We start from the raw sequence: 23,844 nt of genomic DNA, 5'->3' as shown, positions 1-23,844 counted from the left end.
GCACGACCCGCTCCACGCGCCCGGCACCCCGGGAACTACCACGGACACGCGCCCCCGCGCGCGACTTCGCAGGGGCTTCCACCGTTCTGTGGACATACGCGCGCTCCCGCCGGTGCGGGGCACCCCCGTGGCTAGCATGAGCACCACACGTACACGAGCGATCACACCCGGCGACCGGCGGCCGGGTGCGATCGCGGACCTGCCGCCGCGGCCTCCGCCGCCTCCCGGGCGACCGCCGCGGCACCGGCCGCCCCGGGTCGACGGGCGGCCCGTCCCGTTCCAGGTGAACATCCCGCACAAGAGCAGCGAGGGATCGCGGAATGCCAGTGCCAGCCACTCCCCCGCAACGCAGGAACCACGCACCGCGACCGGTCTCCGCGGCCGCCCAGGCCGCCCTCGTCACCGCGGCGGCCGCCGCCGGTGCGGCAGCGGTCGCCGCGGCGCCCGACGCCGCGCGCCCCTGGGTGGCCGCGACCGTGTGCGCGGCATGGCTCTGCCTTGCGGCGGCGGTCGCCGGAGGGGCGGGCGCCGTGAACCGGGCCCGCCGCGCCGCCGCGGCCTCCGACGCCGAGCTGCGCACCCTGCGGGCCCGGGCCGCCCGGGCCGCCGCCGAGTCCGCGCAGCTGGCCGACACCGCCCTGCCCGCCCTCGCCGCGCGGCTGCGCGACGGGGAGCCGGCCGCCCGGGTGCTCGCCTCGCTCGCACCGCCGCAGGACCCCCGGTTGCAGCGCCTGCTGCGCCGACTCGCCCAGGAACTGGAGGACGCCGCCCGGCGGACGCGGCAGGCGGCGGACGACGGCGGGCGCGCCGTACGGCAGCTGGCGCTGGCCGCCGACGGGATCGACCGGCTGACCGCGGTGACCCTGCCCGCCGCCGTCGCCCGCCTGCGCGACGGCTCCTCCGCCGACACCGTCCTCGGCCGGCTGGAGCTGCCGCCCGACGGACGGCTGAGGGTGCTCGCCGAGGCGACCGTGCGCGAACTGGCCCTGGGCGAGCGACGGGCCGCGGCGGCCCGGGAAGCGGGTGCCCGAGCACTGAGCAGGGTGCAGGCCGCGGTGGTGTCCATGCTGGCCGATCTGCGGGAGATGCAGGACCGGCACGGCGAGGAGGTCTTCGGCGACCTGCTCCTCCTGGACCACAGCACCTCCCAGCTGGGCCTGCTCACCGACCGGCTCGCGCTGCTCATGGGCGGCCGCGCGAGCCGGGCGTGGAACAAGCCCCTTCCCCTGGAGAGCGTGCTCCGCGGGGCCGCCGGGCGCATCGCCGCCTACCGGCGGGTGCGGCTGCACTCCTCCGGCACCGCCTGCGTCGCCGGGTTCGCCGCCGAAGCGGTGATGCACCTCCTCGCCGAACTCATGGACAACGCGGCCAACTTCTCGCCTCCCGTCGACGAGGTGCACGTCTATGTGGAGGAGCGGACGGCGGGCCTGGTGGTGACCATCGAGGACAGCGGGCTGAAGATGGCCGACGCCGCCCTGCGCCGCGCCGAGGAGGCCGTCTCCGGGCGCTCCGAGGACCTCGCCCGGCTCCAGGGGACCCGGCTTGGCCTGACCGTCGTCGGCCGCATCGCCTCCCGCTACGGGCTGAGCGTCAGCTTCCGGCCCTCCTCGCGCGGCGGCACCGGGGTGGTCGTGCTGTTCCCCCCGCAGGTGCTCTCGCGGCCGGGGGACGCCGGGACCGGGGAGCCCGCCCCCCGCGCCGACGTCCTCGCACCGGGGCCCTCGGCCCCGACGGCCTCGGGGTCCGGGGCAGGGGCCGTGGACGAGGCGGTGCCGGTGCCGGTGACGGTGGCGGACGGCGCACCGGCCCGCCCCGCGGGGCACGCCCCGCTCCCCGCGGGCGCGACCACCGAACCGGGCGCCGGCACCTCCCGGACCGCCCCCGCCCCGCCTCCCCCGGCCGCGGACCGGCGGGTGGCCACCCCGGGCGGGCTCCCGGTGCGGCCCCCGGGCCGCACCATGGCGGCCGCGGACCGCGGCCGCCACGACCCGGGGCAGTCGCCGCCGCGTGCCCGGGGGGCGGGGGACGCCGGCGCGCGCTTCGGGGCCTTCGCCGACGGCCTGGCCCGCGCCCGGCCCCCCGGCCCCCCGGAGGGCGGGGCAGGAGGCGGACGTGGGCCCGCGGACGGGGCGCACCGCCCGCAGCCCCGGACGGCCGGCCCCGGCACCACCGCGCCGGACCCGGGCGCCGCACAGGCCGTGCCCGAGCCCCGGGCCCCGGGGAACCCGCCCGCCGGGGCCCGCTGAGCCCGGCCGGGGGCCCGGTCCCCCGCCACCCCGCGGACCCGTCGCGCCGGGCGCATCCGCGACGGACCCGACGTCCCGTACCAGACAGGAGGAGCGGCCCGCCGCCCGGCCACCGGCCGGGACGAGGCCCAGCGACATCATGCAGACCACCGACAACAGCCTGACCTGGCTCCTGGAGAGTCTGCTGGAGCGGACTCCGGGCACCCGCCATGCGCTGGTGCTCTCCCGCGACGGACTGAAGCTCTGCTGGAGCCCGCACCTGACCCTCGACCAGGCCGACCAGCTGGCGGCCGTCTGCTCCGGCATCCAGGCCCTCGCCCAGGGCGCGTCCGTGGAGTTCGGCGACGGCAGCGGCGGCGTGCGGCACTCGATGACCGAGTTCCACGGCGGCCTGCTGTTCATCGTGGAGGCGGGCGACGGGGCGCACCTGGGCGTCGTCGCCGAGGACGGCGCCGACCCCGGTGTGGTGGGCCACCACATGACCGCGCTCGTCGAGCAGATCGGCGACCACCTGCGGGCCGAGCCGCGGCTCCCCGCGCAGGAGGCCCCCGCCTCATGACGCGCCGCCCCGTCGAGGTGGGCGGTCCGGAGCGGCTCTACACCGTGACCGGCGGGCGCAGCCGCGCCGACGGCGACGCCTTCGACCTCGTCACCCTGATCGTGGCCGAGAGCGATCCGGCCCCCTGGATGCAATCCGAGCACGTCCGGATCCTGCGGTTGTGCCGCACGCCCTCCGCGGTGGTGGAGATCTCGGCGGACCTGGGCATGCCGGTGACCGTCGTCCGGATCCTCCTCGGCGACCTGCTCGCCACCGGACGCATCACCGCCCGCCACCCGCGACCGGGGGCGGACGTCCCGCTGCCCGACTCCACGCTCCTGGAGGAGGTGCTGCATGGACTCCGCCGGCTCTGACACCGCCGCCGGGACCGTCCCGGCCGCCCGCGTCCCCCTCGGCCTCGCGGCCGACACCGGACTGAAGATCGTGGTCGTCGGGGGCTTCGGCGTCGGCAAGACCACCCTGGTCCGCTCCGTCAGCGAGATCCGCCCGCTGAACACCGAGGAGGTGATGACCCGGGCCGGGGTCGGCGTCGACGAGACGGCGGGCGTGGGCCGCAAGAGCACCACCACGGTCGCGTTCGACTTCGGCCGCATCAGCCTGGACGAGCGCAAGGTGCTCTACCTGTTCGGGGCTCCCGGGCAGGAGCGCTTCTGGTTCCTGTGGGACCGGCTGTTCTCGGGCACCCTCGGCGCGGTGGTGCTGGTCGACACCCGCCGGATGAGCGACTCCTGGTACGCCGTCGACCGCCTGGAGCACCACGGCACCCCCTTCGTCGTCGCCGTGAACCGCTTCGACGGCGACCTCGCCGCCTTCTCGCTGGGCGAGATCCGCCAGGCGCTGTCCCTGGGCCCGGAGGTGCCCCTGATCGACTGCGACGCCCGGGTCCGCTCCTCCGGCAAGTACGTGCTGATCACCCTCGTCGACCATCTCCGCGCGCTGGCCGAGGCCCGGGAAGGGAAGCCGTGAACGACCCCACACCACCCGCACCCACACCACCCGGCGCGGACCGCCCAGCCGAGACCGCGGTGCGGCTGGGCGGTCCGGAGTACCAGCGGGCACCGGCCGCGCTCTACCGTGACCTGCGCCGCCGCTACGGCGGCGTGGCACCGGTGCTCCTCGACGGGGACGTCCCCGCCTGGCTGGTCCTCGGGTATGCCGAGCTCGGCCATGTCACCGCCCACGACGAGTTGTTCGCCCGGGACTCCCGGCGCTGGAACCGGTGGGGATCCGTCCCTCCGGACTGGCCGCTGCTGCCGTTCGTGGGGCACCGGCCCTCGGTGCTGTTCACCGAGGGGGCCGAGCACCAGCGGCGCGCGGGGGTGATCACCGAGGCGCTGGAGGCGGTCGACCAGTTCGAGCTGGCCCACGGCTGCCGCCGGATCGCGGAACTGCTCGTCGACGGCTTCGCCGGGTGCGGGGAGGCCGAGTTGATGGCCCGTTACGCACACGCCCTGCCGATGCGGGCGGCGATCCGGATGTGCGGGTTGCCCGACCGGGGTCCGGACGCCGAGGAGCTGGTGCGCGACCTGGGAGTCTCGCTGGACGTCGGGGAGGGCGACGACCCGGTCGGCGCCTACGCCCGGGTGCAGGCGCGGATCCAGCGGCTGGTGCAGGACAAGCGCGCCGCTCCCGGCCCGGACGTGGCCTCCCGGATGCTGGCGCATCCCGCCGCGCTGACGGACGAGCAGATCGTGCAGGACCTGATCGCGTTGATCGCCGGGGCCCAGCAGCCGACCGGGAACTGGATCGGCAACACCCTGCGGCTGCTGCTGACCGACGACCGGTTCGCGCTGCGGGTGTCCGGCGGGCGGCTGAGCGTGGGGCAGGCGCTCAACGAGGTGCTGTGGCTGGACACCCCCATACAGAACTTCATCGGCAGGTGGGCGGTGCGGGACACCACGCTCGCGGGGCGGCGCATCCGGGCGGGCGACTGCCTGGTGCTGGGGCTGGCGGCGGCCAACACGGACCCGGGGATCTGGCCGGACGGCCGTGTCGGGGCGGAGAACGCGGCGCACCTGTCCTTCGGCAACGGCGAGCACCGCTGCCCCTACCCGGCTCCGCTGCTGGCCGACGTGATGGCGCGCACCGCGGTGGAGACGCTGCTCGAGCGGCTGCCGGACGTGGTGCTGGCCGTGGAGCCGGAGCAGTTGGCGTGGCGGCCCTCGGTGTGGATGCGGGGGCCCACGGAGCTGCCGGTGCGCTTCACCCCCGTGGCGGGGTAGCCGCACCCCGGCGGGCGGGGGGCGCCGCGCGGGGCCGGACGGCCGGACGGCACGGGCGGGGGCGCCCCGGTGGTCGGGGCGCCCCCGCCGTCCCCTACCGTGCGGTGGGCGCGGCGGGACGGCCCGGCGCAACGATCACCCGAGGAGAGGCAGATGACGGAGCGCGCACTGGTGGCGGAAGTGGGCGGCAGCAGGCCCCGGGTCGACGAGGGGGCGTTCACCGCGCCCGGTTCGGTGGTACTGGGGGACGTGGTGCTGGCGGCGGGCGCGAGCGTCTGGTACCACAGCGTCCTGCGGGCGGACATGGGCCCCATCACGGTGGGCGCGGACAGCAACATCCAGGACAACTGCACGGTGCACACGGACCCCGGGTTCCCCGTCGTCGTCGGCGAGCGGGTCTCGGTGGGCCACAACGCGGTGCTGCACGGCTGCACCGTGGAGGACGAAGTACTGGTCGGGATGGGTGCGACGGTGCTCAACGGGGCGCGGATCGGGGCGGGTTCGCTGGTCGCCGCGCAGGCGCTGGTGCCGCAGGGCATGCAGGTCCCGCCGGGGTCGCTGGTGGCAGGGGTCCCGGCGAAGGTCCGGCGCGAGCTCACGGAGGAGGAGCGCGAGGGCATCCGGGTGAACGCGGCCGCGTACCTGGAACTCGCCTCGCAGCACCGCGCGGCGCTGGGCGGCTGAGCCGGGCAGGGGCCCGGCGGCCGGGGCCGCCGCACGGGACGCGAGCTTCCGGTGCGGCGGCAGCGGGACGGTGGCTCAGCCGTTCGGGCGCAGCGTCCAGACGATGTCCATCTCGCCGGTGACGGCGCCGTCCTCGCGGGTGATGGCGACGTTCACCGGGAACTCGGGGCGCTCGCCCGCGTCCAGTTCCGCGACGACGTCGGCGGCGGGCCGGCCGAGGGTGGCCGTGGCGGTGACGACGCCCCGGGCGATCTTCCTGAAGTCGATCCGCGCGGTGGTGGGCAGCGGCACGGCCCGCGAGAGCTGGTCGCCGAAGGCGGCGAGCACGATGGCGCCGCTCGCGGACTCGGCCAGGGTGAACATGGCGCCGGCGTGCGGGCCCTGGACGTGGTTGTGGTACGCGGGCTGGTCGGGCAGCCGGAGCACGGCCCGTTCGGGGGTGGTCTCCAGGTACTCCAGGTTGAGGGTCTTCACCATGGGGACCGTGGCGGCGAGCAGCTCGCCCAGGGACTTCTCGTCTGCGCTCATGCGCCGCATGTTACCCACGAGTAGTCACCCTTGGCCACAGCCGTCCCCGGGTGGGCGCTGACGCACCGGAGGGGTCCCTCTATGGTTACTGGCCATGTGGCCAGGACAGCAGCCGCCCGGGGGCGAGCAGAACCCGCAGGACCAGAACCCGTACCAGCAGCCGGGGTACCAGCAGCCGAACCCCTACCAGCAGCCGGGGTACCAGCAGCCGAATCCCTACCAGCAGCCGACCGCGCCCCAGTACGCGGTCCCGGGGCAGCCTCCGGGCGCGCCCGGGCCGGGGCGCGAGGACCGGCGCAGGACGACCCTGGTCGCGATCGCCGCGGCCACCGCGGTCGTCGCGGCGGCCGGGGTGACGGGCTACCTGGTGCTCGGCAAGGACGACGGCGGCGACTCGGGCAAGGGCGGCACCGCGGCCGCGTCCCCCTCGGCCTCCGCCTCCGAGGAGGGGGGCGGGTCGGCTTCCCCGGCCCCCGCGGACAACCCGCGCGCCGGGGGCGAGGCGAAGCCCGTGATCGAGGGATGGAAGGTCGTCACCAACCCCAAGCACGGCACGCGCTTCGACGTCCCGCAGGACTGGGAGGTGGCCGGCAGCGGCCTGGCCTCTGGCTTCGAGGACGAGAAGAAGGGCGACGGCTCGCCCGCGGTGATGATGACCGCGCCCGCCTTCCTCAAGAGCAGCTGGTGCGAGTTCGACTCGGACAAGGACGGCAAGGTCGAGGACTGGAGCCTGAGCGGTACCGGTTCCAAGGGCGGAAAGGGCGCCAAGAACACGGCCGAGGCGGCCTACAACGAGGCGGGCAACTGGGTGTGGGCGGCCTACGCCCAGACCGACCCGAAGAAGGTGAAGATCACCAAGGCGGTGGACTACACGACCTCCTCCGGCCTGAAGGGCAGCATGTCCAAGGCGACCGCCACCGGTGTCACCAAGGCGCACAAGTGCGAGACGGACGGGAAGGCCGTCGCCTTCTCCTTCAAGGACCCGAACGGCGACTTCAAGTCCTGGGTGCTCTACGCGGCCGCGGGGGTCGAGGACGAGCTGGACGACGCGACGATCGAGAAGATCATGAGTTCGGTGCGCCTGGCGGAGCCCACCCCGGCCTCCTGACCGCGGGACCGCTCCGCGCCGGGTGCCGGCGCGCCCCGCCCGGGCGGGGTGCGCCGGCACCCGGCTCCCACCCGGTCCGCCGGCCCCGGAGGCCGGCCGTCAGCGCAGGGTGAACGCTCCGCCCGGCGGCTCGGGCGAGTCCGTCGCCTCCTCGTCAAAGACCGGGCGGGCATCGCCGGTCAGGCGCCGCAGCGCGGGCCCGTGCTCGACACGGGCCGGGAAGGCGTCCGCCGCGGCCCGCCGGGCCATTGCGGCGGTGTCCAGCGGTGCCCGGGAGGCCACGAGCACGGCGTTGCCGAAGCGGCGGCCGCGCAGCACCGAGGGCTCGGCGATCAGTGCCAGCTCGGTGAAGACCGCGGCGAAGGTGGCCAGCTGGGAGCGGAGGAAGGCGAAGGGCGCCCCGTCCGCCAGGTTGGCCGCGTACACCCCGCGCGGCCGCAGCACGCGGCGCACCTCCCGCGCGTACTCCACGGAGGTGACCCGGGCGGGCACGCGGGCGCCGCCGAAGACGTCGGCGACCACGGCGTCGGCGCTCCCCGAGGGCCGCGACTCCAGGTGGGCACGGGCGTCCGCGGTGTGCACCGCGACCCCGGAGCCGGGGGGCAGCGGCAGCACGTCGGCGACCAGCTCGTTCAGCCGTCCGTCCCACTCGGCCACGTCCTGGTGGGAGCCGGGGCGCACCGCCGCGATCCAGCGGGGCAGGCTCAGCCCCCCGCCGCCCAGGTGCAGCACGTCGAGCGGCTCCCCCTCCTCGGCCGCGCAGTCCACCGCGTGGGCGAGTCTGCGGGCGTACTCGAACTCCAGGTGGAGCGGGTCGTCGAGGTCGACGTAGGACTGCGGGGAGCCGTCGAGCGTCAGCAGCCAGGCCCGCGCACGGTCCACGTCGGGCAGCAGTCTCGCGGTACCGCCGTCGACGGTGCGCAGCACGGGGATCGGGTCGTTCACGGACAGCATTCTGCCGGGCGGCCCCGGCCGCGGGAGCGGGCGGTCCCCGGGAGGACCGCCCGCCCGCGCCGTTCGCGGGCGCGCCGCCGGCGCTCAGGCCAGCGCCGTGACCGTCCCCGCACCGACGGTGCGCCCGCCCTCGCGGACGGCGAAGCCCAGACCGGGCTCCAGCGGGACCTCCCGCCCGAGCTCGACCGTCATCTCCACGGTCTCCCCGGGGTGTGCCGGGCCCTCCCCCGCGAGCTGCACGTCACCGACGACGTCCGCGGTCCGCAGGTAGAACTGCGGCCGGTACCCGGAGGAGACCGGTGTACGGCGCCCGCCCTCCCGTGTGGAGAGCAGGTGGACCCGTGCCGTGAAGCGCCGCGCGGGCTGCACGCTGCCGGGTGCCACCACCACGTGGCCGCGGCGGACCGCGTCCCGGGGCAGCCCCCGCAGCAGCAGCGCCACGTTGTCGCCCGCCTCGGCGGAGTCCATCGGCCTGCCGAAGGTCTCCAGCCCCGTCACCACCGTCTCCGCGTCGGCGCCGAGCACCTGCACCCGGTCCCCGACGGACACGGTGCCCCGCTCCACCGCGCCCGTGACCACGGTCCCGCGGCCGGTGATGGTGAGCACGTTCTCCACCGGGAGCAGGAAGGGCGCGTCGGTGTACCGGACGGGCAGGGGGACGTAGGTGTCCACGGCGTCGAGCAGCGCCTCGACCGCGGCCGTCCAGCGGGGGTCGCCCTCGAGGGCGCGCAGGCCGGAGACCCGGACCACGGGTGCGGCGTCGCCCCCGTAGCCGTGCGCGGTCAGCAGTTCGCGGACCTCCAGCTCCACGAGCTCGGTGAGCTCCTCGTCGCCCGCATCCGCCTTGTTGAGCGCCACCACGATGTGGTCCACGCCCACCTGCCGGGCGAGCAGCACGTGCTCGGCCGTCTGGGGCATGACCCCGTCGAGCGCCGACACCACCAGGATCGCGCCGTCCAGTTGGGCGGCGCCGGTGACCATGTTCTTCACGTAGTCGGCGTGGCCCGGCATGTCGACGTGCGCGTAGTGCCGGGTGCCGGTCTCGTACTCGACGTGCGCGAGGTCGATCGTGATGCCGCGGCGCGCCTCCTCCGGGGCGCGGTCGATGCGGTCGAGGGCGACATAGGAGGTGGTGCCGCCGGAGCGCTCGCTGAGCACCTTGGTGATGGCGGCGGTCAGGGTGGTCTTGCCGTGGTCGACGTGTCCCATGGTGCCGATGTTGAGGTGCGGCTTGGTGCGCACGAATGGCGTCTTGGCCATGACTGGTCTGCTGTTCCCTTCCGGAACCGGATGCCGTGGGGACCCCTGGGGCCTGCCGACCCTCCCCCTGCGGGGTCCACGGGACTGTCCGGGAAGGGTCAGCTTCGGGCGCCGTCGAGGGCCGCGGCTGCCGCGGCCGCGGCCGCCGCCGGGAACACGGCAGCCTTCGGCGCGTCCGCGACGGCGGACGGCGCTGCGGGGAAGGCGTGCCGGACCATGCCCCGATGGTCCCGGAGGGCGGGGCGCCGCGTCGACCGGTTTTCCGGGTGCTCCCCGCCGTGCCGGGACGGTGGCGGGCGCGATGCCGGGACGGTGGCGGGCGCGATGGGGTGCACCTCACGGCGGCCCGGTCCCCCCGTCCGCTACGCTCCCCGAATGCTCGCCCCCGTCCTCCGCGCCCCCTCCGGCCCGTCCGGCCCGGCCGCCCGCACGGCCAGGGTGCTGTCCTCCCCCTGGTCCCGGTTGTCGGTGCTCCTGGCGCTGCTCGCCGCGGCCGCGGCGGCGGTGGTGGTGTACGAGCCGCAGCACCTGCTCTCCTCGGGATGGCCGCTCCGGGTCGCGGGCCCGGCGGCCGTCGCGCTGTACGCCGCGGGGTACGGCGTGTGTGCCGCCGCCTTCGTGCCCCGGCCGGTGCTGAACCTCGCCGCGGGTGCCCTGTTCGGGTCGCAGGCGGGGCTGGTGGCGGCGCTCGGCGGGACGGTCCTCGGCGCCGGCATCGCCTTCACCCTGGGACGCGTGCTGGGCCGGGACGCCCTGCGGCCGCTGCTGCGGGGACGGCTGATACACGCGGCGGACGGGCAGCTGAGCCGCCACGGCTTCCGCTCGATGCTGGCCGTCCGCCTCTTCCCCGGGGTGCCCTTCGCGGCGGCCAACTACTGCGCGGCCGTCTCCCGGATGGGCTACGCCCCCTTCCTGCTGGCAACGGGCCTCGGCTCGATCCCGAACACCGCCGCCTACGTGGTGGCGGGGAGCCGGGCGGGGTCCCCCGACTCGCCGGTGTTCCTCGTCGCCCTCGGCTTCATCATGGCCTCGGGCGCGGTGGCCGCGGTGGTCGCCTGGCGCAGGCGCCACCGGCTGGCGTCCGGCTGAACCAGGGGGAGCCCGCTCGGCGGGGGCCCGCGGGAGGGCCCGTCATTTCGGGGCGCTACGCTGCCCCCGACCGGTGCACCCCGCGCGCGTCGAGGGGCCCTGAGGGGTGCGCCCGACCACCCGTCGGACACGTCAGCGAAGGGTCCGTATGACCACCGTGGAGCGCGCCTGCCCGTGACCAGGCCGGTGCGGGCCCTCCGGGGCCCCGGCAGCGGCGACCGATACCTCAGCAGCGCCGGTCCGTGCGTCCGCCGGACCGCCCGTGATCCCTTTGGGTGGCACAGCTTTCCATGTCTTGGTTCGAATCATTCATCCTCGGGCTCGTCCAGGGGCTGACCGAGTTCCTGCCGATCTCCTCCAGCGCCCATCTGCGGCTGACCGCCGCGTTCGCGGGGTGGCACGACCCGGGTGCCGCGTTCACCGCGATCACCCAGATCGGCACGGAGACCGCCGTGCTGATCTACTTCCGCAAGGACATCGGCCGGATCCTGTCCGCCTGGACGCGCTCGCTCACCGACAAGGCGATGCGGCAGGACCACGACGCCCAGGTGGGGTGGCTGGTCATCGTCGGCTCCATCCCGATCGGTGTGCTCGGGGTGACGCTCAAGGACCAGATCGAGGGCCCCTTCCGTGATCTGCGCCTGATCGCCACCACGCTGATCGTGATGGGCATCGTGCTCGGCGTCGCGGACCGCCTGGCCGCACGTGACGAGGCGGGCGGGCGCCACCGCGCCGTGCGCGAGCGCAAGACCCTGCGGAACCTCAGCGTGCGCGACGGCCTCGTCTACGGGATGTGCCAGGCGATGGCGCTGATCCCCGGCGTCTCCCGCTCCGGTGCGACGATCAGCGGCGGCCTGCTCATGGGCTACACCCGCGAGTCGGCGGCGCGGTACTCCTTCCTGCTCGCGATCCCCGCCGTGCTGGCCTCCGGCGTCTACGAGCTGAAGGACGCCACCGAGGGCCACGTCTCCTGGGGCCCGACGATCTTCGCGACCGTGGTCGCCTTCGGTGTGGGCTACGCGGTGATCGCGTGGTTCATGAAGTTCATCACCACGAAGTCCTTCATGCCCTTCGTGATCTACCGGATCGTGCTCGGTCTGGCGCTGTACATCCTGGTGGGCACGGACGTGCTGAGCCCGCACGCGGGCGAGTCCGGGGACTGACGGAGCGGGCCGTACAGGTGGCGCGATCCAGCGTTTCCTCGCGCCTGATGGCAGCACCACGTCGTGATCATCTCCCGAGGGGCGCACCGAGGACTTCCAGCGGGGCGCGATCGGGCGCATCGGCTCCTCGGGCAGGACGGTCACCGCCGTCGCCCGGGAGCTCGGGATCAGCTCAGAGTCCCTGTGCTGCTGGTACCGCCGGGCCATGACGGAACGGGGCGAGGCAAGTCCGGTGAGCTGAACAGCGCCGAGGCGGTCCGTGGTGCGGGGGGAGACGGTGAGTCGTCGGGCGACACCGAGATGATCACCGGCGTCCGGCGCGTCGGGCCCGCACGGGCCGAGTGAGAGTTCCGGTCGCTCGACTACGCTGACACCAGCGTTGGGCCCGTGTCCGCGATCCGGGATGAAGGCCCCTGACCTCTTCGAGGCGCCTGGAGGAAGCCGTGACCGCCGAACTCCCCGACTGGATGATCCCGCCCAGGATCAGCGGCTGGGAAGCCGATGACCTCGACCGCCTCACCCAGGCACCGCGGCACACCGAACTCATCGACGGAGCCCTGATCTTCATGATGTCGCCGCAGCGGTCCTGGCACGCCCGGCTGGTGGAGAACCTGACCTTCGCCCTGCGCCAGGCCGCCCCCGACGGGTTCGACGCCGAGCGTGAGATGACCGTCCGGCTCGACAAGAAGAGCCGCCCCGAGCCCGACCTCCTGCTCACCACCGCCTCCTACGACCCCGACCGGACCTGGTACGCGCCTGAGGACGTCGCCCTGGTCATCGAGGTCGTCTCGGAGGAGTCGGCGGACCGCGACCGCTCCCTGAAGCCCTTCAAGTACGCACAGGCGAAAATCCCCCACTTCTGGCGCGTCGAGGACGAGGCCGGCGCCCCCACCGTCCACACCTACGAACTCGACGTCATGACGAGCAGCTACGTGGCCACCGGCATCCACCGCAACCGGTTGAAGGTCTCCGTCCCCATCCCCCTCGACATCGACCTCGACAGCCTCGTGCCCTGAACTCTCTGCCGGACGCCGGGCCACGGCTCCACGAGCTGCGAGCCGCCTCACGCCCCCACAAGGACGAAGGCCAACGGTACGCGGGGCTCGCAGCGGCCGGTCACTTCGAGCGGCGCGGCGTAGGCACGGGCCGGGGTGCCGGCGAGCGGGAGGCGGTCGGGGTCGTAGGCGGCGCGTACGAGGCGGTCGGTTCACCCGGCGGCGGGGCGCCGCCGAACCCCTCGTACCGTCCCAGGTGGCCCGGCTGCTGCTGGTCGAACGGCGGGGATCGGTCATCACCGTGTACGCAGGCTCGTGGTGTACGCACGGCCTGCCGTAGAGGAACTCGATGTCCGCCGAGTCTCCCGTCATCTACCGGCGTGCTCGGTCCGGCCCTGTACGTCCTGGTGGGCACGGACGTGCTGAGCCCGCACGCGGGCGAGTCCGGGGACTGACGGAGCGGGCCAGAGCGCTGCTCCGGCCCGTTTCCGGGTGCGCCCCCCGGGGCCGGGCACCCCCTGCGCACACGCCTCCCCCACCACACGGTCACGAATCCGTCACCAAGAGGGACTTCGCCTCACCGGGGACGGGGCGGCGGGCTACGTTCGTGCCTCCACACACCCGTCCCCCGGGGGGCCACATGTCCTGGAACCAGCCCGTTCCGCCTCCTTACCAGCCGCCCGCACCCCCCGCGCCGCCCCGGCCCGGCTGGACGCGCAAGCGGGTGCTCCTGCCGTCGGCGTTCGCGGTCCTCCTCCTCGGCGCGGCCATCGGCTCCTCCGGTGACGGAGGGAGCGGCGGGGAGACGAAGGTCGCCGCGGCCGGCGCCCAGGCGGCGCCGACGGTCACGGCCACCGCCACGGTCACCGCGCCCCCGGAGCCCGCGGTCACGCGGACCGTGACGGCGGAGCCGGAACCCGCCCCCACCGTCACCGAGACCGTCCGGGTCACGGTGACGGTGGGCGGTTCCGGCGGGGGCGGATCCGGTGCGGTCGAGGGGGAGGACGGCGGCGGCTCGGTCTCCTACGCCAACTGCTCCGCGGCGCGCGCCGCGGGGGCCGCGCCGGTGCGCGCCGGCGATCCCGGCTACGGGCGCCATCTGGACCGCGACGGCGACGGGGTGGGCTGCGAGTAGTCGTGATACGGCCGCGAGGCGGTGCCCCCCGGTCATCCGGGGCCGGTGCCGCGCATGACATGCATCACTTCGCGATCATGCGGAATCCGCGTCCGGTGCCCGCAGCGGCGGGGTAGCCCCCCGCGTCTGCGCTGGTCGGAGGGCCCTCGGGGAGGGCGGTCGCGGCCCGGTGGCATGCCGGGGGCGGGGACGCGGCCGCCGGGGCGCCCGGGGGCGAGGCCGTAATCTGGGCCCATGTCCCCGTCTCGTACCGACCCCGCCGCCACCGTCCGCGCCATGACCGCCGCCGAGTTGAACGCCCGGATCCGCGAGCTGTGGCTGGACGGGGAGCTGCCCGAGGCGCGTCGGTCGGAGTACGAGGCCCTGGTCCTGGAGTGGGCGGCGGCCACCCGCGCGGACGTGGGGCCCGCGGCCTGAGCCGAGGGCCGCCCGCGGTCCACCCGGTGGGCCGGAAGGGCCCCGGCGCTCGGCTAGCCTGGTGCCCACGATGAACCGTCTGACCACGTCATGGGGCTCCTTCGAGCTCGCCCGCCACCCGCAGGACCCGCGCGACACACTCCGCGCCTGGGACGCCGCCGACGAGTACCTGCTGCGCCGCCTGCACGGCGAGGTCGAGGGCCCGGCGGTCCCGCTGTCGGGCACGGTCGCCGTCCTCGGCGACCGCTGGGGTGCACTGTCCGTCTCGCTGGCCGGGCACCACCCCGTGGTCCAGATCACCGACTCCTGGCTCGGTCAGCGGGCGACCCTGGACAACCTCGCCCGCAACGGCGTCGACCCCGACGCGGTCCGCCTGCTGACCAGCCGGGACACCCCTCCGGAGCGGATCGACGTACTCCTCGTCCGTGTCCCCAAGACGCTCTCCCTGCTCCAGGACCAGCTCCACCGGCTGGCGCCCGCCCTGCACGAGGGCACGGTGGTGCTGGGCACCGGCATGGTCCGGGAGATCCACACCTCGACGCTGCGCCTGTTCGAGCGGCTGATCGGGCCGACGCGGACCTCCCTCGCCGTGAAGAAGGCGCGGCTGGTGTCCGCCGTCCCCGCCCCGCGGCAGACGGCCGAGGCGAACCCCTGGCCGCTGCGGTACGACCTCCCCGAGGGGATCGGCCCCCTGTCGGGGCGGCCGGTGACCAACCACGCGGGGGTCTTCTGCGCGGACCGGCTCGACATCGGCACCCGGTTCCTGCTGGGGCACCTGCCCGCGCGGAGCGGACCCGAGCACGTGGTGGACCTCGGCTGCGGGAACGGGGTGGTCGGCACCGCCGCCGCACTGGCCAACCCCGCAGCCAGGGTGACCTTCGCCGACGAGTCCTTCTCCGCACTGGCCTCGGCGCGGGCCACCTTCCGCGAGAACGTTCCCGGCGGGGAGGCGGAGTTCGTCGCGGGCGACGCGCTGTCCGCGCTGGAGGACGCCTCGGCGGACCTGGTGCTCACCAATCCGCCGTTCCACTCCCACCAGGCGACCACCGACGCCACCGCCCGCCGGATGTTCGCGGACGCCCGGCGGGTGCTGCGGCCGGGCGGGGAGCTGTGGGTCGTGGGCAATCGGCACCTGGGCTACCACGTGCGGCTGCGCCGCCTGTTCGGGTCCTGCGAGGTGGTGGCGGGCGAGCCCAGGTTCGTGGTGCTGCGGGCCGTGCGCCGGGGCGGCCGCTGACCGCCCGTCGCACCCCTTTTCCCCGGGGCGGGACGGGCGGGTCGTGAGGTGTCGTCAGGAGCCCTCGGGCCAGTCGGCGTAGCGGATGCGGGCGATCTCCCGCACCTCGCCCACGGTCCCCCACTCGTCCTTCCCGAGCCGGGACAGCGGTGCGAGCCGGGTGATCTCCGGGTGGCCGTCGGCGAGGACCGACTCCTGGACGGCGGCGTGCACCACCCGCCCGAACACGACGGTGGAGTCACCGAGGCGCACGGTGCTGTGCAGCACGCACTCCAGGGCGACCGGGGAGGCGGCCACCCGCGGCGGCTTGACGCGCAGGCTGGGCTCCCGGGCGACGCCCACCGCGTCGAACTCGCCGACACCGCGGGGGAAGTCCGTGGCCGTGGCGTTGACCTGCTCGACGAGCGGTTCGGGTGCGAGGTTGACGACGAACTCGCCGGTCTCCTCGACGTTGTTCAGCGAGTCCTTGCGGCCGACGGAGGTGAACTGCACGATCGGCGGGGCCACGCACGCGATGGTGAAGAAGGAGTGCGGGGCGAGGTTGTCCGTCCCGTCGGGGGACGTGGTGGAGATCCAGGCGATCGGGCGGGGGACGACGGTCGCCGTGAGCAGGCGGTAGAACGTGTCCCGGCCGCAGGCGGCCGGGTCGAGGTCGATGCGCATGGTGCCAGTATCGCGCCGGTGCGCGGGCGCCCTCGACGCGGCGCAGGGCGGCGCGGGGCGGGGCGGCGCGGGGCGGGGCTGCGCGGGGCGGCGCGGGCCCGTCCGGTACCGGGTGCCCCGGGCGGAGGGCGGCCCGTGGCACGGGAGCGCCGGGGTGGTGCGCGTGCGGCACGGGTGGTGCGCTGGGCCGGGGCGCCACGGCGGCGCACACTGGTGCCCCCGTGCCCCACACTGGTGGGTGAGGAGCCGCAGATGCGCAAGCCGCATGTCCCCCGGGGCCCGTTCGCCTCGCGCCGTCCGTCCTCCCGCCCGGTGGGGCGGGGAGGTCCGGCCGTGCGCCGCTCCGGGAGCCGCACCCCGTGGGCACGGGCCGCTGGCGCGGTGGCCGCCGGCGCCCTGCCGGCCCTGGCCTTCCCCGAACCCTCGCTGTGGTGGTTCGCCTTCGTGGCGCTGGTGCCCTGGCTGCTGCTGCTGCGCACCGCCGGATCCGCACGCCGGGCGCTGGCCGAGGGCTGGCTCGGCGGGGTCGGCTTCATGGTCGCGGTGCACCACTGGCTGTTCCCGAGCCTCCATGTCTTCCTGCTGGTGCTGGCCGCGCTGCTGGGGCTGCTGTGGGCGCCCTGGGGCTGGCTGGTGCGGTCGGTGGCCGGCGGGCCGCCGACGGCGGCAAGGGCGCTGGCGGCGCTGGTCCTGGTGCCCTCGGGGTGGCTGGTGATCGAGCTCGTGCGCTCCTGGCAGGGGCTCGGGGGGCCGTGGGGGCTGCTCGGCGCTTCGCAGTGGCAGGTCGGCCCGGCGCTGCGGATCGCCTCCGTGGGCGGGGTGTGGCTGGTGAGCCTGCTGGTGGTGGCGGTCAACACGGCCGTGGCCCTGCTGGTGGCCGTGCCCCGGGTCAGGGTCCCGGTGGTCGCCGCGGCGGTGGCGGGTGCGGCGGCCGTGGCGGCGGTCTCGGCGTGGGCGCCGGGGCCGCGCGCCGGCGGCGGGCTGCGGGTGCTGGTCGTCCAGCCGGGCGTGGTGGGCGGCCCCGACAGCGTGGAGCGCCGCTTCGACCTGGGCGAGCGGCTCACCCTCGGGGCGCTGGAGCGCGACGCGGCTCCCGGGCTGGTGGTCTGGGGCGAGAGCAGCGTGGGCGCCGACCTCCGGGACCGCCCCGATCTGGCGGAGCGCCTGGCGGCACTGGCCCGCCGGGCGGGTGCGCCGCTGCTGGTGAACGTGGACGCGCGCAGCGCCGGGCCCGCGGGCGCTGCGGCGGGGATCCACAAGAGCGCCGTCCTGGTGGGACCCGACGGCCCCACCGGTGACCGGTACGACAAGATGCGGCTGGTGCCGTTCGGCGAGTACGTGCCGGCCCGTGGGCTGCTGGGGTGGGCGACCTCGGTCGGCAGGGCGGCGGGCGAGGACCGGCTCCGGGGCGACTCGCCCGTGGTGATGACCCTGCCGGACGGCCCGGACGCGGGGGCGCGGATCGGGCCCCTGGTGTGCTTCGAGTCCGCTTTCCCGGACATGAGCCGACGTCTGGTGAGGGACGGGGCCGACCTGCTGGTCGCGCAGTCGGCGACGTCCTCCTTCCAGGGCAGCTGGGCTCCCGGGCAGCACGCCTCGCTGGCGGCGCTGCGGGCGGCGGAGAGCGGCCGCCCGGTGGTCCACGCGACGCTCACGGGCGTCAGCGCCGTGTTCGGGCCGACGGGGCTCCCGGTGGGCGCCCCGCTCGGCACCGACACCGTCGGCACGGCCGTCTACGAGGTGCCGGGCGCGACGGGGACGACGCTGTTCGTGCGGTTCGGGGAGTGGCCGGTGTGGGGCGCGCTCGCCGCGCTCGCCGTCGCGGCGGCGGCCTCGGCGGCGCGGGTCAGGCGCCGGTCTGCTCCAGGGCGCGCAGCACGACGTCCTCGCACAGCTCGTGCGTCCGCAGGGCGTCCTGCGCGCTGAGGGTGCGCCGGTCCCGGACGGCGTCGAGGAAGGTGAGCACGGCCTGCTCGATGCCGCGCTGCCGGGCGACGGGGACCCAGTCGCCGCGGCGGCGCAGGCTGGGCTGGCCCTTGTGGTCGACGATGTCGGCGAGGTTGCGCACCTCGCGCTTGGAGTCCTGTCCGGAGACCTCCAGGATCTCCTCGGCGGAGCCGCTCATCCGGTTCATGGTGCCGATGGCGGTGAAGCCGTCGCCGGACAGCTGGAGGACGACGTGGTGCATCAGCCCGTCGACGACGCGGGCGCGCACGTCGGTGTGCTCGACGGGGCCCGGGGCCAGGAAGCGCAGGGTGTCCACGACGTGGATGAAGTCGTCCAGGACCAGGGTGCGCGGGTCCTCCGGCAGGCCGACGCGGTTCTTCTGCATCAGCACGAGGTCGCGGGGGTGCTCCAGGCACTGGGCGTAGGCGGGGGCGTGCCGGCGGTTGAAGCCGACGGCGAGGCTGGTGCCCCGGGCCTCGGCGAGTGCGACCAGGCGCCGCGAGTCGGCGAGTTCGTAGGCGAGGGGCTTGTCGACGTAGGTCGCGATGCCCGCGTCGAGCAGCCGGGTGACGAGTGCGGCGTGCGCGGCGGTGGAGGCGTGGACGAAGACCGCGTCGACGTCCGCGGCGATCAGGGCGTCGAGTTCGGTGTGGCGCCGGGCGGCGGGGACGTGGTGGACGTCGGCCACGCGGGCGAGCGTCGCGGGGGTGCGCGTCTGGAGGTGGAGCTCGACGCCCGGAAGGGTGCTGAGCACCGGGAGGTACGCCTTCTGCGCGATGTCGCCGAGACCGATGCAGCCGACCTTCACCGGTGGTTCTCCTTCGCTGCCGCCGCAGTCGCCCGGCCGCCCCGGCGTGCGGCCGGCGGCGGGGCCCGGGCGCTGTGCTTCGTGTGCCGGGTGGTGTTCATGCTGCGGGGCCTCTCGCGGGGAGAGGGCCCGCACGGGGCGGCCCGGCCGGTGGGGCCGCGGTCAGCGGCCCGCCGGGGGTTCGGGGACGTCCCCGTGTGCAGGTGCAGCATACGTCGGCGCCGGGGGCCGCCAGTCGGCGATGCCGTCGAAGGTGCGCAGCACGAGTTCGGGGCCGAACCGGGAGACCGTGGACACCAGCGCCTGCCGCAGGGCCACCGCGGGGGCGCTGCGCAGGGCCACGAGCCGGGTGGCGCGGGCCGAGCGGCGGACCACCGCGGTGGTGCGCGGCAGGCGCTCGGCGCTGTAGGCGGCCAGCCCGGGGCCGGTGCCCGCGCTCGGGGCCAGGTGGTGGGCGAGGACGACCGCGTCCTCGATGGCCTGGTTGCCGCCCTGCCCGAGGAAGGGCGTCATGGCGTGCGCGGCGTCGCCGAGGAGGGCGGTGCGCCCCCGGTGGTAGGCGGGGAGCGGCCGGATCATGTGGTGGACGTCGTGGCGCAGGACGCGGTCCGCGGACACGGCGTCGAGCAGGGCGGGGATCGGGTCGTGCCAGTCGCCGAACCTGCGCAGCAGCTCGGCCTTCTCGTCGGCGGCGCGGGCCCCGTCCGGGGCGGTGGCGGCGGCGTAGGCGTAGACCCGCCCGTCTCCGAGGGGCTGGCTCCCCCACAGCGACGCCGGGCCCCAGGACTCGTGGGGTGCGAACGGCCGCGCGGGGGCGGGGACCACGAAGCGCCAGGTGGTGAAGCCCGCGTGGACGGGTCCGGGGTGCTCGGGGAACAGGCCGGCGCGGGGGCGGACCGGATGCCGTCCGCGCCGACGACCAGGGCGGCCTCCAACTGGCCCCCGGGGGTGCGCACCCGGGCGAGCCGGCCGTCCGGGGTGCCGGGGTCGAGGAGTTCGCCGGGGCAGCCGGTGCGGACGGTGCCCTCCGGCAGGGTGCGGACGAGGTGGTCGACCAGGGCGGCGCGGTGGAGCAGGACGAGCGGCCCCCCGAAGCGCTCCGCCGCGGCGCGGGCGTCGGTGCGGGAGAGCCAGCGGCCGGCCGGGGTGCGCATGCCCCCCTCGCCCTGCCAGCTGGCGAGGGAGCGGATGGCGTCGCCGAGGCCCACGGTGTCGAGGGCGCGCTGCGCGTTGGGGGCGAGGACGATGCCCGCGCCGACGGGCTCCAGGTCCCGGGCCCGTTCCAGGACGGTGACGTGCCAGCCGCGGCGGCTGAGGGCGATGGCGGCGGTGAGGCCGCCGACCCCGCCGCCGATGACGACGGCGCGGCCGTCCGGTCCGGTTCCGGGCATGACTCCTCCACGGGGACTACACCTGTAGTGACCCCGGTAGGCTACTACAGGTGTAGTGAGGCGGGTAGGATCGGCTCCCATGACCGCAACCGCCGCCCACCGCACCACCGGCGGCTCCCGCTCCGAGCTGATCGCCGACACCGCCCTCGCCCTGCTGGCGGAGCGCGGGATGCGCGGCCTGACGCACCGCGCCGTCGACGAGGCGGCCGGCCTGCCGCAGGGGTCGACGTCCAACCAGGCGCGCACCCGCCTCGCCCTGCTCCAGGCGGCCGTGCGCCGGCTCGCCGAGCGGGAGGCCGCGGTGCTCGCCGTGGACGAGCTGCCGCCCGCGACGGGCGACCGCCCCGCACCGCTCGACGCGATGGCCCTCGCCGTCCACCGCTACCTCGCCGGCCACCACGCGTTGCTGGTCGCCCGCTACGAACTGGCCCTGGAGGCCGGGCGGCGCCCGGAGCTGCGGGAGTTCTACGACCGCGCGGGGGCCCGGTTCCGGGAGCCGCTGACGGCGATGCTGGCCGCCGCCGGGTCGACGGAACCGGAGCGCCACGCGCTGTCCCTGGTGTCCTGGTGCGAGGGGCTGATGCTGGCGTGCGCCATCGGCTCGTACCACCGGTCGGTGCCGAGCGAGGAGGAACTGCGTCGGGGGCTGGAGGAGTTGCTGCGCGGCATGCTGGGCGGCGACCCGCCCGGGGCCGCGCGGCCGTGACCCGCCCCGCGCACCCTCCCGGGGCGCACCGGCCGGGGGACCCGCCCGGGCCCGCGCACCGGGCGCCGCGAGCTGAGGAAGGGGAGTCGGGGAAGGGGAGTCGGGGGCCGGGGCGGGCGCCGCAAGCCCGGGGCGGGCGCCGCGAGCCGGGGCCGGGGCCGGGACGGCGAAACCCGCTCGCCGCCGGGCCGGGCACTGCGCGAGGATGGCGCCCATGACCACCGGGGACCGCAGCGAGCCCGCCACCACCGCCGGGGAGCGGCAGACGCTGGAGGGCTTTCTCGACTACCACCGCGCCACGCTGAGGGCGAAGTGCGCCGATCTGAGCGACGCCCAGCTGCGCACGGCGTCCGTGCCGCCGTCGACGCTGACGCTAATGGGCCTGGTGCGCCACCTCGCCGGTGTGGAGCGCTGGTGGTTCCGCATCGTCACCGCGGGCGAGGACCTCCCCACCCTCTACTACTCCGCCGAGGACCCCGACGGCGACTTCCGCACGACGGCGGGGACCACCTGGGGCGCCACCCTCGCCGACTGGGAGGCCGAGGTCGCGGCGGCCCGGGCGGTCACGGCGGCGCGCGGGCTCGAACAGCTCGGCGACGGAAGGCCCCACCGGGGGACGGCCGTCAGCCTCCGCTGGGTGCTCACCCACATGATCGAGGAGTACGCCCGCCACAACGGCCACGCCGACCTCCTGCGCGAGGCGATCGACGGCCGCACGGGAGAATGAGCCAGGCACCCGGGGGCGGCCGGATCCCGCGTCACCCGTGCGGACCAATCGCGGCCGGTACGGCACGGCAACACCCCGTACGCACAGCAGAGTTGCGCACGTGCAGCGAACGAGAACCACAGCGAGGGCCCTGGTCGGCCTGGCCGTCCTGGCGACGGCCGGGTGCGTCACCGTCGAGGCGCCGCGGAACCCGGGGCCCACCGCCCCGGTCGCCACGACCGGGGTTCCACCGGGACCGTCCGTCGAACCGCTGACCCTCCAGGGGCCGGCCCGGGAGGCCCTGGAGGCCGCCCTGCCCGACCCCGTGCCCTCACCCCCTCCCCCGCCCCGGAAGGCGCCACCGGCCGCGCCCTCCGGGCCCCCCGAGCCGCCGCCCGTGCGGGGGCCCGTACCGGTCCGGCCGCACACGCCCCGGCCCCCGGCGCCGCCGGAGCCCACCGCCGTGGACCTCGGCCGGCTCGCGGAGGGAGGGGCGGCCGAGGTGTGCGCGCTGGGACGCGAGTACGGCGGCTGGCTCCCGGACAGTCCGCAGGCGCACATCTGCGGCCGGGTCTACGGACAGGGGGGCGCGCGGTGAGCGGGCGCGGCCATGCCCGGGGACGGGCGCCGGACGGGCCGCGCGGAGCCGGCCCGGCACGGCGGACGAGGCCGCCCCGCACCCTCAGCCGGGGCCCAGCGCCCGGCCCAGCCGGGCGATCTCGGCCCGCACCCCGTGCCCGTACCCGTCGTCCGCCAGGGCACCCGTCGTCGCGCGCGCCCGGTCCAGGTGGTCCCTTGCGGCCTCCGGGCGCCGCAGTTTGAGGTAGTCGGCCGCGAGGCTGAGGTGGAGGGAGGGCCTCAGGACCCGCAGCGCGAGCGCCTGGCCGCGGCCGCCCCGCCCGTCCCCCTCGGCCAGCGCCAGGGCGCGCAGGTCCCAGGCCAGCTCGTCCTCCGGATCGTCCTGGGCGTCGGCCATGTAGTGGGCGAGGGTGCACCGGTGCAGGGCGTCGCACGAGTCCGCCGTCTCGGCCCACAGGGCGGCGAAGCGCTGCCGCGCCTCCTCCCGGTCGCCGACATGGAGCAGCATGACGGCCTGCCCGATCCGTGTCGGGGTGCCCCCGGGGCACGCCTGGTGCTCCTCCGTCACGTCGTCCTCCCGTTGCGCCACGCCAGTGCCGACGCACCGACGCTAGCCGCCGCGCGCGGCGACGGCCGTCAGGCACGTGGCCGGGTGCCCGGGGTGTGGGCCGGAGGTGTGACGTCAGCCGAGATCCGGGATGCGCCAGTCGATCGGGTCGTGGCCCTGGGCGGCGACGGCCTCGTTGATCCGGCCGAACGGCCGGGAGCCGAAGAACTTCTTGGCCGAGAGCGGTGAGGGGTGCGCCCCCTTGACCACCACGTGGCGGTTCTCGTCGATCAGCGGGAGCTTCTTCTGCGCGTAGTTGCCCCACAGCACGAACACGGCCGGGTCGGGGCGGGAGGCCACCGCCCGGATCACCGCGTCGGTGAACTTCTCCCAGCCCTTGCCCTTGTGCGAGTTCGCCTCGCCCGCGCGCACCGTGAGCACCGCGTTCAGCAGCAGGACGCCCTGCTCGGCCCAGGGCATGAGGTAGCCGTTGTCGGGCACCGGGTGCCCGAGCTCCGCCTGCATCTCCTTGTAGATGTTGCGCAGGGAGGGAGGCGTCCTGACACCCGGGCGGACGGAGAAGCACAGACCGTGGCCCTGCCCCTCCCCGTGGTAGGGGTCCTGGCCCAGGACGAGGACCTTCACCCGGTCGTAGGGGGTGGCCTCCAGGGCGGCGAAGACCTCCGCCCGCGGCGGGTACACCGGTCCGTTCGCCCGCTCCTTCTCGACGAACTCCATCAGCTCGGCGAAGTAGGGCTTGCTCAGCTCCTCGCCGAGGACGTCGCGCCAGGACTCGGGCAGCAGCTTGTCGGTCTCGGTGTCGGTCACGTCAACAACCTCCGTAGGGCGGGCGGTTCCGCGATCCGGGGAACCGTGATCACAGAACCTACCCGCCCTCAC

Annotated in this window: 24 protein-coding genes and 2 pseudogenes; 18 read left to right on the top strand and 8 right to left on the bottom strand. The window is 75.8% G+C overall.

Going from position 1 to position 23,844, the window contains the following annotated elements; all coding sequences use genetic code 11:
• Positions 1-320: 320 nt before the first annotated feature.
• The 6 genes from ACGF15_RS14780 (at position 321) to ACGF15_RS14755 (ending at position 5,711) form a co-directional block, all read left to right on the top strand.
• Complete coding sequence (locus ACGF15_RS14780) at positions 321-2,246, top strand: ATP-binding protein (protein WP_392799092.1); 1,926 nt, start codon at positions 321-323, stop codon at positions 2,244-2,246.
• A gap of 139 nt (positions 2,247-2,385) precedes the next feature.
• Positions 2,386-2,805, top strand: coding sequence for a roadblock/LC7 domain-containing protein (locus tag ACGF15_RS14775; RefSeq protein ID WP_345614937.1), 420 nt, complete (start codon positions 2,386-2,388; stop codon positions 2,803-2,805).
• Positions 2,802-3,158: a DUF742 domain-containing protein gene (locus ACGF15_RS14770; RefSeq protein WP_392799089.1), complete on the top strand. Its 357-nt coding sequence runs from the start codon at positions 2,802-2,804 to the stop codon at positions 3,156-3,158. Before ACGF15_RS14775 ends, ACGF15_RS14770 begins: the two co-directional genes overlap by 4 nt.
• A complete protein-coding gene (locus tag ACGF15_RS14765; RefSeq protein WP_345614939.1) occupies positions 3,139-3,771 on the top strand; it encodes an ATP/GTP-binding protein in 633 nt (210 codons plus the stop codon). The genes ACGF15_RS14770 and ACGF15_RS14765 overlap by 20 nt, the downstream gene beginning before the upstream one ends.
• Positions 3,768-5,027 carry a cytochrome P450 gene (locus tag ACGF15_RS14760; RefSeq protein WP_392799086.1) on the top strand — a complete coding sequence of 420 codons (1,260 nt, stop codon included), beginning with the start codon at positions 3,768-3,770 and terminating at the stop codon, positions 5,025-5,027. The genes ACGF15_RS14765 and ACGF15_RS14760 overlap by 4 nt, the downstream gene beginning before the upstream one ends.
• Before the next feature lie 153 nt (positions 5,028-5,180).
• Positions 5,181-5,711 (top strand): gamma carbonic anhydrase family protein, encoded by a 531-nt coding sequence (locus ACGF15_RS14755; protein WP_392799083.1) that lies wholly within the window; start codon positions 5,181-5,183, stop codon positions 5,709-5,711.
• 75 nt (positions 5,712-5,786) lie between these two features.
• Here the strand turns inward: ACGF15_RS14755 and ACGF15_RS14750 are convergent, their stop codons facing one another.
• The gene (locus tag ACGF15_RS14750) at positions 5,787-6,239 is read right to left on the bottom strand and encodes a DUF4442 domain-containing protein (protein ID WP_345614942.1); all 453 of its coding nucleotides are present in this window, start codon (positions 6,237-6,239) and stop codon (positions 5,787-5,789) included.
• A gap of 94 nt (positions 6,240-6,333) precedes the next feature.
• On the opposite strand from ACGF15_RS14750, the gene ACGF15_RS14745 reads away from it, so the two are divergent.
• Complete coding sequence (locus ACGF15_RS14745; RefSeq protein ID WP_345614943.1) at positions 6,334-7,347, top strand: hypothetical protein; 1,014 nt, start codon at positions 6,334-6,336, stop codon at positions 7,345-7,347.
• A 99-nt stretch (positions 7,348-7,446) separates the two neighbouring features.
• Here the strand turns inward: ACGF15_RS14745 and ACGF15_RS14740 are convergent, their stop codons facing one another.
• Together ACGF15_RS14740 and tuf are read right to left on the bottom strand one after the other, a co-directional pair.
• Positions 7,447-8,292, bottom strand: a complete 846-nt coding sequence (locus tag ACGF15_RS14740; RefSeq protein WP_392799078.1) for a spermidine synthase — start codon at positions 8,290-8,292, stop codon at positions 7,447-7,449.
• Between the two features lie 93 nt (positions 8,293-8,385).
• Positions 8,386-9,561: an elongation factor Tu gene (tuf, locus tag ACGF15_RS14735; RefSeq protein ID WP_392799075.1), complete on the bottom strand. Its 1,176-nt coding sequence runs from the start codon at positions 9,559-9,561 to the stop codon at positions 8,386-8,388.
• A gap of 375 nt (positions 9,562-9,936) precedes the next feature.
• On the opposite strand from tuf, the gene ACGF15_RS14730 reads away from it, so the two are divergent.
• From ACGF15_RS14730 to ACGF15_RS14700, 7 genes and pseudogenes are all read left to right on the top strand, one after another.
• Entirely contained in the window at positions 9,937-10,650 is a 714-nt protein-coding gene (locus tag ACGF15_RS14730; protein WP_392799072.1) for a TVP38/TMEM64 family protein, read from the top strand.
• Positions 10,651-10,940: 290 nt separating this feature from the next.
• Positions 10,941-11,813, top strand: a complete 873-nt coding sequence (locus ACGF15_RS14725; RefSeq protein ID WP_362609152.1) for an undecaprenyl-diphosphate phosphatase — start codon at positions 10,941-10,943, stop codon at positions 11,811-11,813.
• Positions 11,814-11,910: 97 nt separating this feature from the next.
• Positions 11,911-12,054: pseudogene (locus ACGF15_RS14720) on the top strand (transposase); the annotation flags it as partial.
• Positions 12,055-12,280: 226 nt separating this feature from the next.
• A complete protein-coding gene (locus ACGF15_RS14715; RefSeq protein WP_305886043.1) occupies positions 12,281-12,829 on the top strand; it encodes a Uma2 family endonuclease in 549 nt (182 codons plus the stop codon).
• 619 nt (positions 12,830-13,448) lie between these two features.
• A complete protein-coding gene (locus ACGF15_RS14710; RefSeq protein ID WP_362609149.1) occupies positions 13,449-13,943 on the top strand; it encodes an excalibur calcium-binding domain-containing protein in 495 nt (164 codons plus the stop codon).
• Between the two features lie 234 nt (positions 13,944-14,177).
• Positions 14,178-14,360: a hypothetical protein gene (locus ACGF15_RS14705; RefSeq protein ID WP_256525269.1), complete on the top strand. Its 183-nt coding sequence runs from the start codon at positions 14,178-14,180 to the stop codon at positions 14,358-14,360.
• 70 nt (positions 14,361-14,430) lie between these two features.
• The gene (locus tag ACGF15_RS14700; protein WP_362609147.1) at positions 14,431-15,597 is read left to right on the top strand and encodes a methyltransferase; all 1,167 of its coding nucleotides are present in this window, start codon (positions 14,431-14,433) and stop codon (positions 15,595-15,597) included.
• Between the two features lie 54 nt (positions 15,598-15,651).
• Here ACGF15_RS14700 and ACGF15_RS14695 read toward each other — a convergent pair whose 3' ends face one another.
• The gene (locus ACGF15_RS14695; protein ID WP_392799067.1) at positions 15,652-16,260 is read right to left on the bottom strand and encodes a flavin reductase family protein; all 609 of its coding nucleotides are present in this window, start codon (positions 16,258-16,260) and stop codon (positions 15,652-15,654) included.
• Between the two features lie 252 nt (positions 16,261-16,512).
• Here ACGF15_RS14695 and lnt point away from each other — a divergent pair, with 252 nt between their 5' ends.
• Positions 16,513-18,186 carry an apolipoprotein N-acyltransferase gene (gene lnt, locus ACGF15_RS14690; RefSeq protein ID WP_392799064.1) on the top strand — a complete coding sequence of 558 codons (1,674 nt, stop codon included), beginning with the start codon at positions 16,513-16,515 and terminating at the stop codon, positions 18,184-18,186.
• On the opposite strand, the gene ACGF15_RS14685 is transcribed toward lnt, so the two are convergent.
• Positions 18,107-19,015 (bottom strand): Gfo/Idh/MocA family oxidoreductase, encoded by a 909-nt coding sequence (locus ACGF15_RS14685; protein ID WP_345614952.1) that lies wholly within the window; start codon positions 19,013-19,015, stop codon positions 18,107-18,109. The two genes, lnt and ACGF15_RS14685, sit on opposite strands and share 80 nt — an antisense overlap.
• 162 nt (positions 19,016-19,177) lie before the next feature.
• Positions 19,178-20,406 (bottom strand): annotated as a pseudogene (locus ACGF15_RS14680) (FAD-dependent oxidoreductase).
• A gap of 79 nt (positions 20,407-20,485) precedes the next feature.
• Here ACGF15_RS14680 and ACGF15_RS14675 point away from each other — a divergent pair.
• The 3 genes from ACGF15_RS14675 (at position 20,486) to ACGF15_RS14665 (ending at position 22,416) form a co-directional block, all read left to right on the top strand.
• Entirely contained in the window at positions 20,486-21,112 is a 627-nt protein-coding gene (locus ACGF15_RS14675; RefSeq protein WP_392799060.1) for a TetR/AcrR family transcriptional regulator, read from the top strand.
• Between the two features lie 214 nt (positions 21,113-21,326).
• The gene (locus ACGF15_RS14670; protein ID WP_392799057.1) at positions 21,327-21,839 is read left to right on the top strand and encodes a DinB family protein; all 513 of its coding nucleotides are present in this window, start codon (positions 21,327-21,329) and stop codon (positions 21,837-21,839) included.
• 100 nt (positions 21,840-21,939) lie between these two features.
• Positions 21,940-22,416 carry a hypothetical protein gene (locus ACGF15_RS14665; protein WP_392799054.1) on the top strand — a complete coding sequence of 159 codons (477 nt, stop codon included), beginning with the start codon at positions 21,940-21,942 and terminating at the stop codon, positions 22,414-22,416.
• A gap of 84 nt (positions 22,417-22,500) precedes the next feature.
• Here the strand turns inward: ACGF15_RS14665 and ACGF15_RS14660 are convergent, their stop codons facing one another.
• Together ACGF15_RS14660 and ung are read right to left on the bottom strand one after the other, a co-directional pair.
• The gene (locus ACGF15_RS14660; protein WP_376428710.1) at positions 22,501-22,965 is read right to left on the bottom strand and encodes a hypothetical protein; all 465 of its coding nucleotides are present in this window, start codon (positions 22,963-22,965) and stop codon (positions 22,501-22,503) included.
• A 114-nt stretch (positions 22,966-23,079) separates the two neighbouring features.
• Positions 23,080-23,772 (bottom strand): uracil-DNA glycosylase, encoded by a 693-nt coding sequence (gene ung, locus ACGF15_RS14655; RefSeq protein ID WP_392799051.1) that lies wholly within the window; start codon positions 23,770-23,772, stop codon positions 23,080-23,082.
• Positions 23,773-23,844: the final 72 nt, after the last annotated feature.

The organism is Streptomyces sp. NPDC048001 (assembly GCF_043203115.1).
Taxonomy (GTDB): domain Bacteria; phylum Actinomycetota; class Actinomycetes; order Streptomycetales; family Streptomycetaceae; genus Streptomyces; species Streptomyces sanyensis.
Note: the sequence above shows the minus strand (reverse complement) of the source record. Positions and strands in the feature narration are given on the sequence as shown.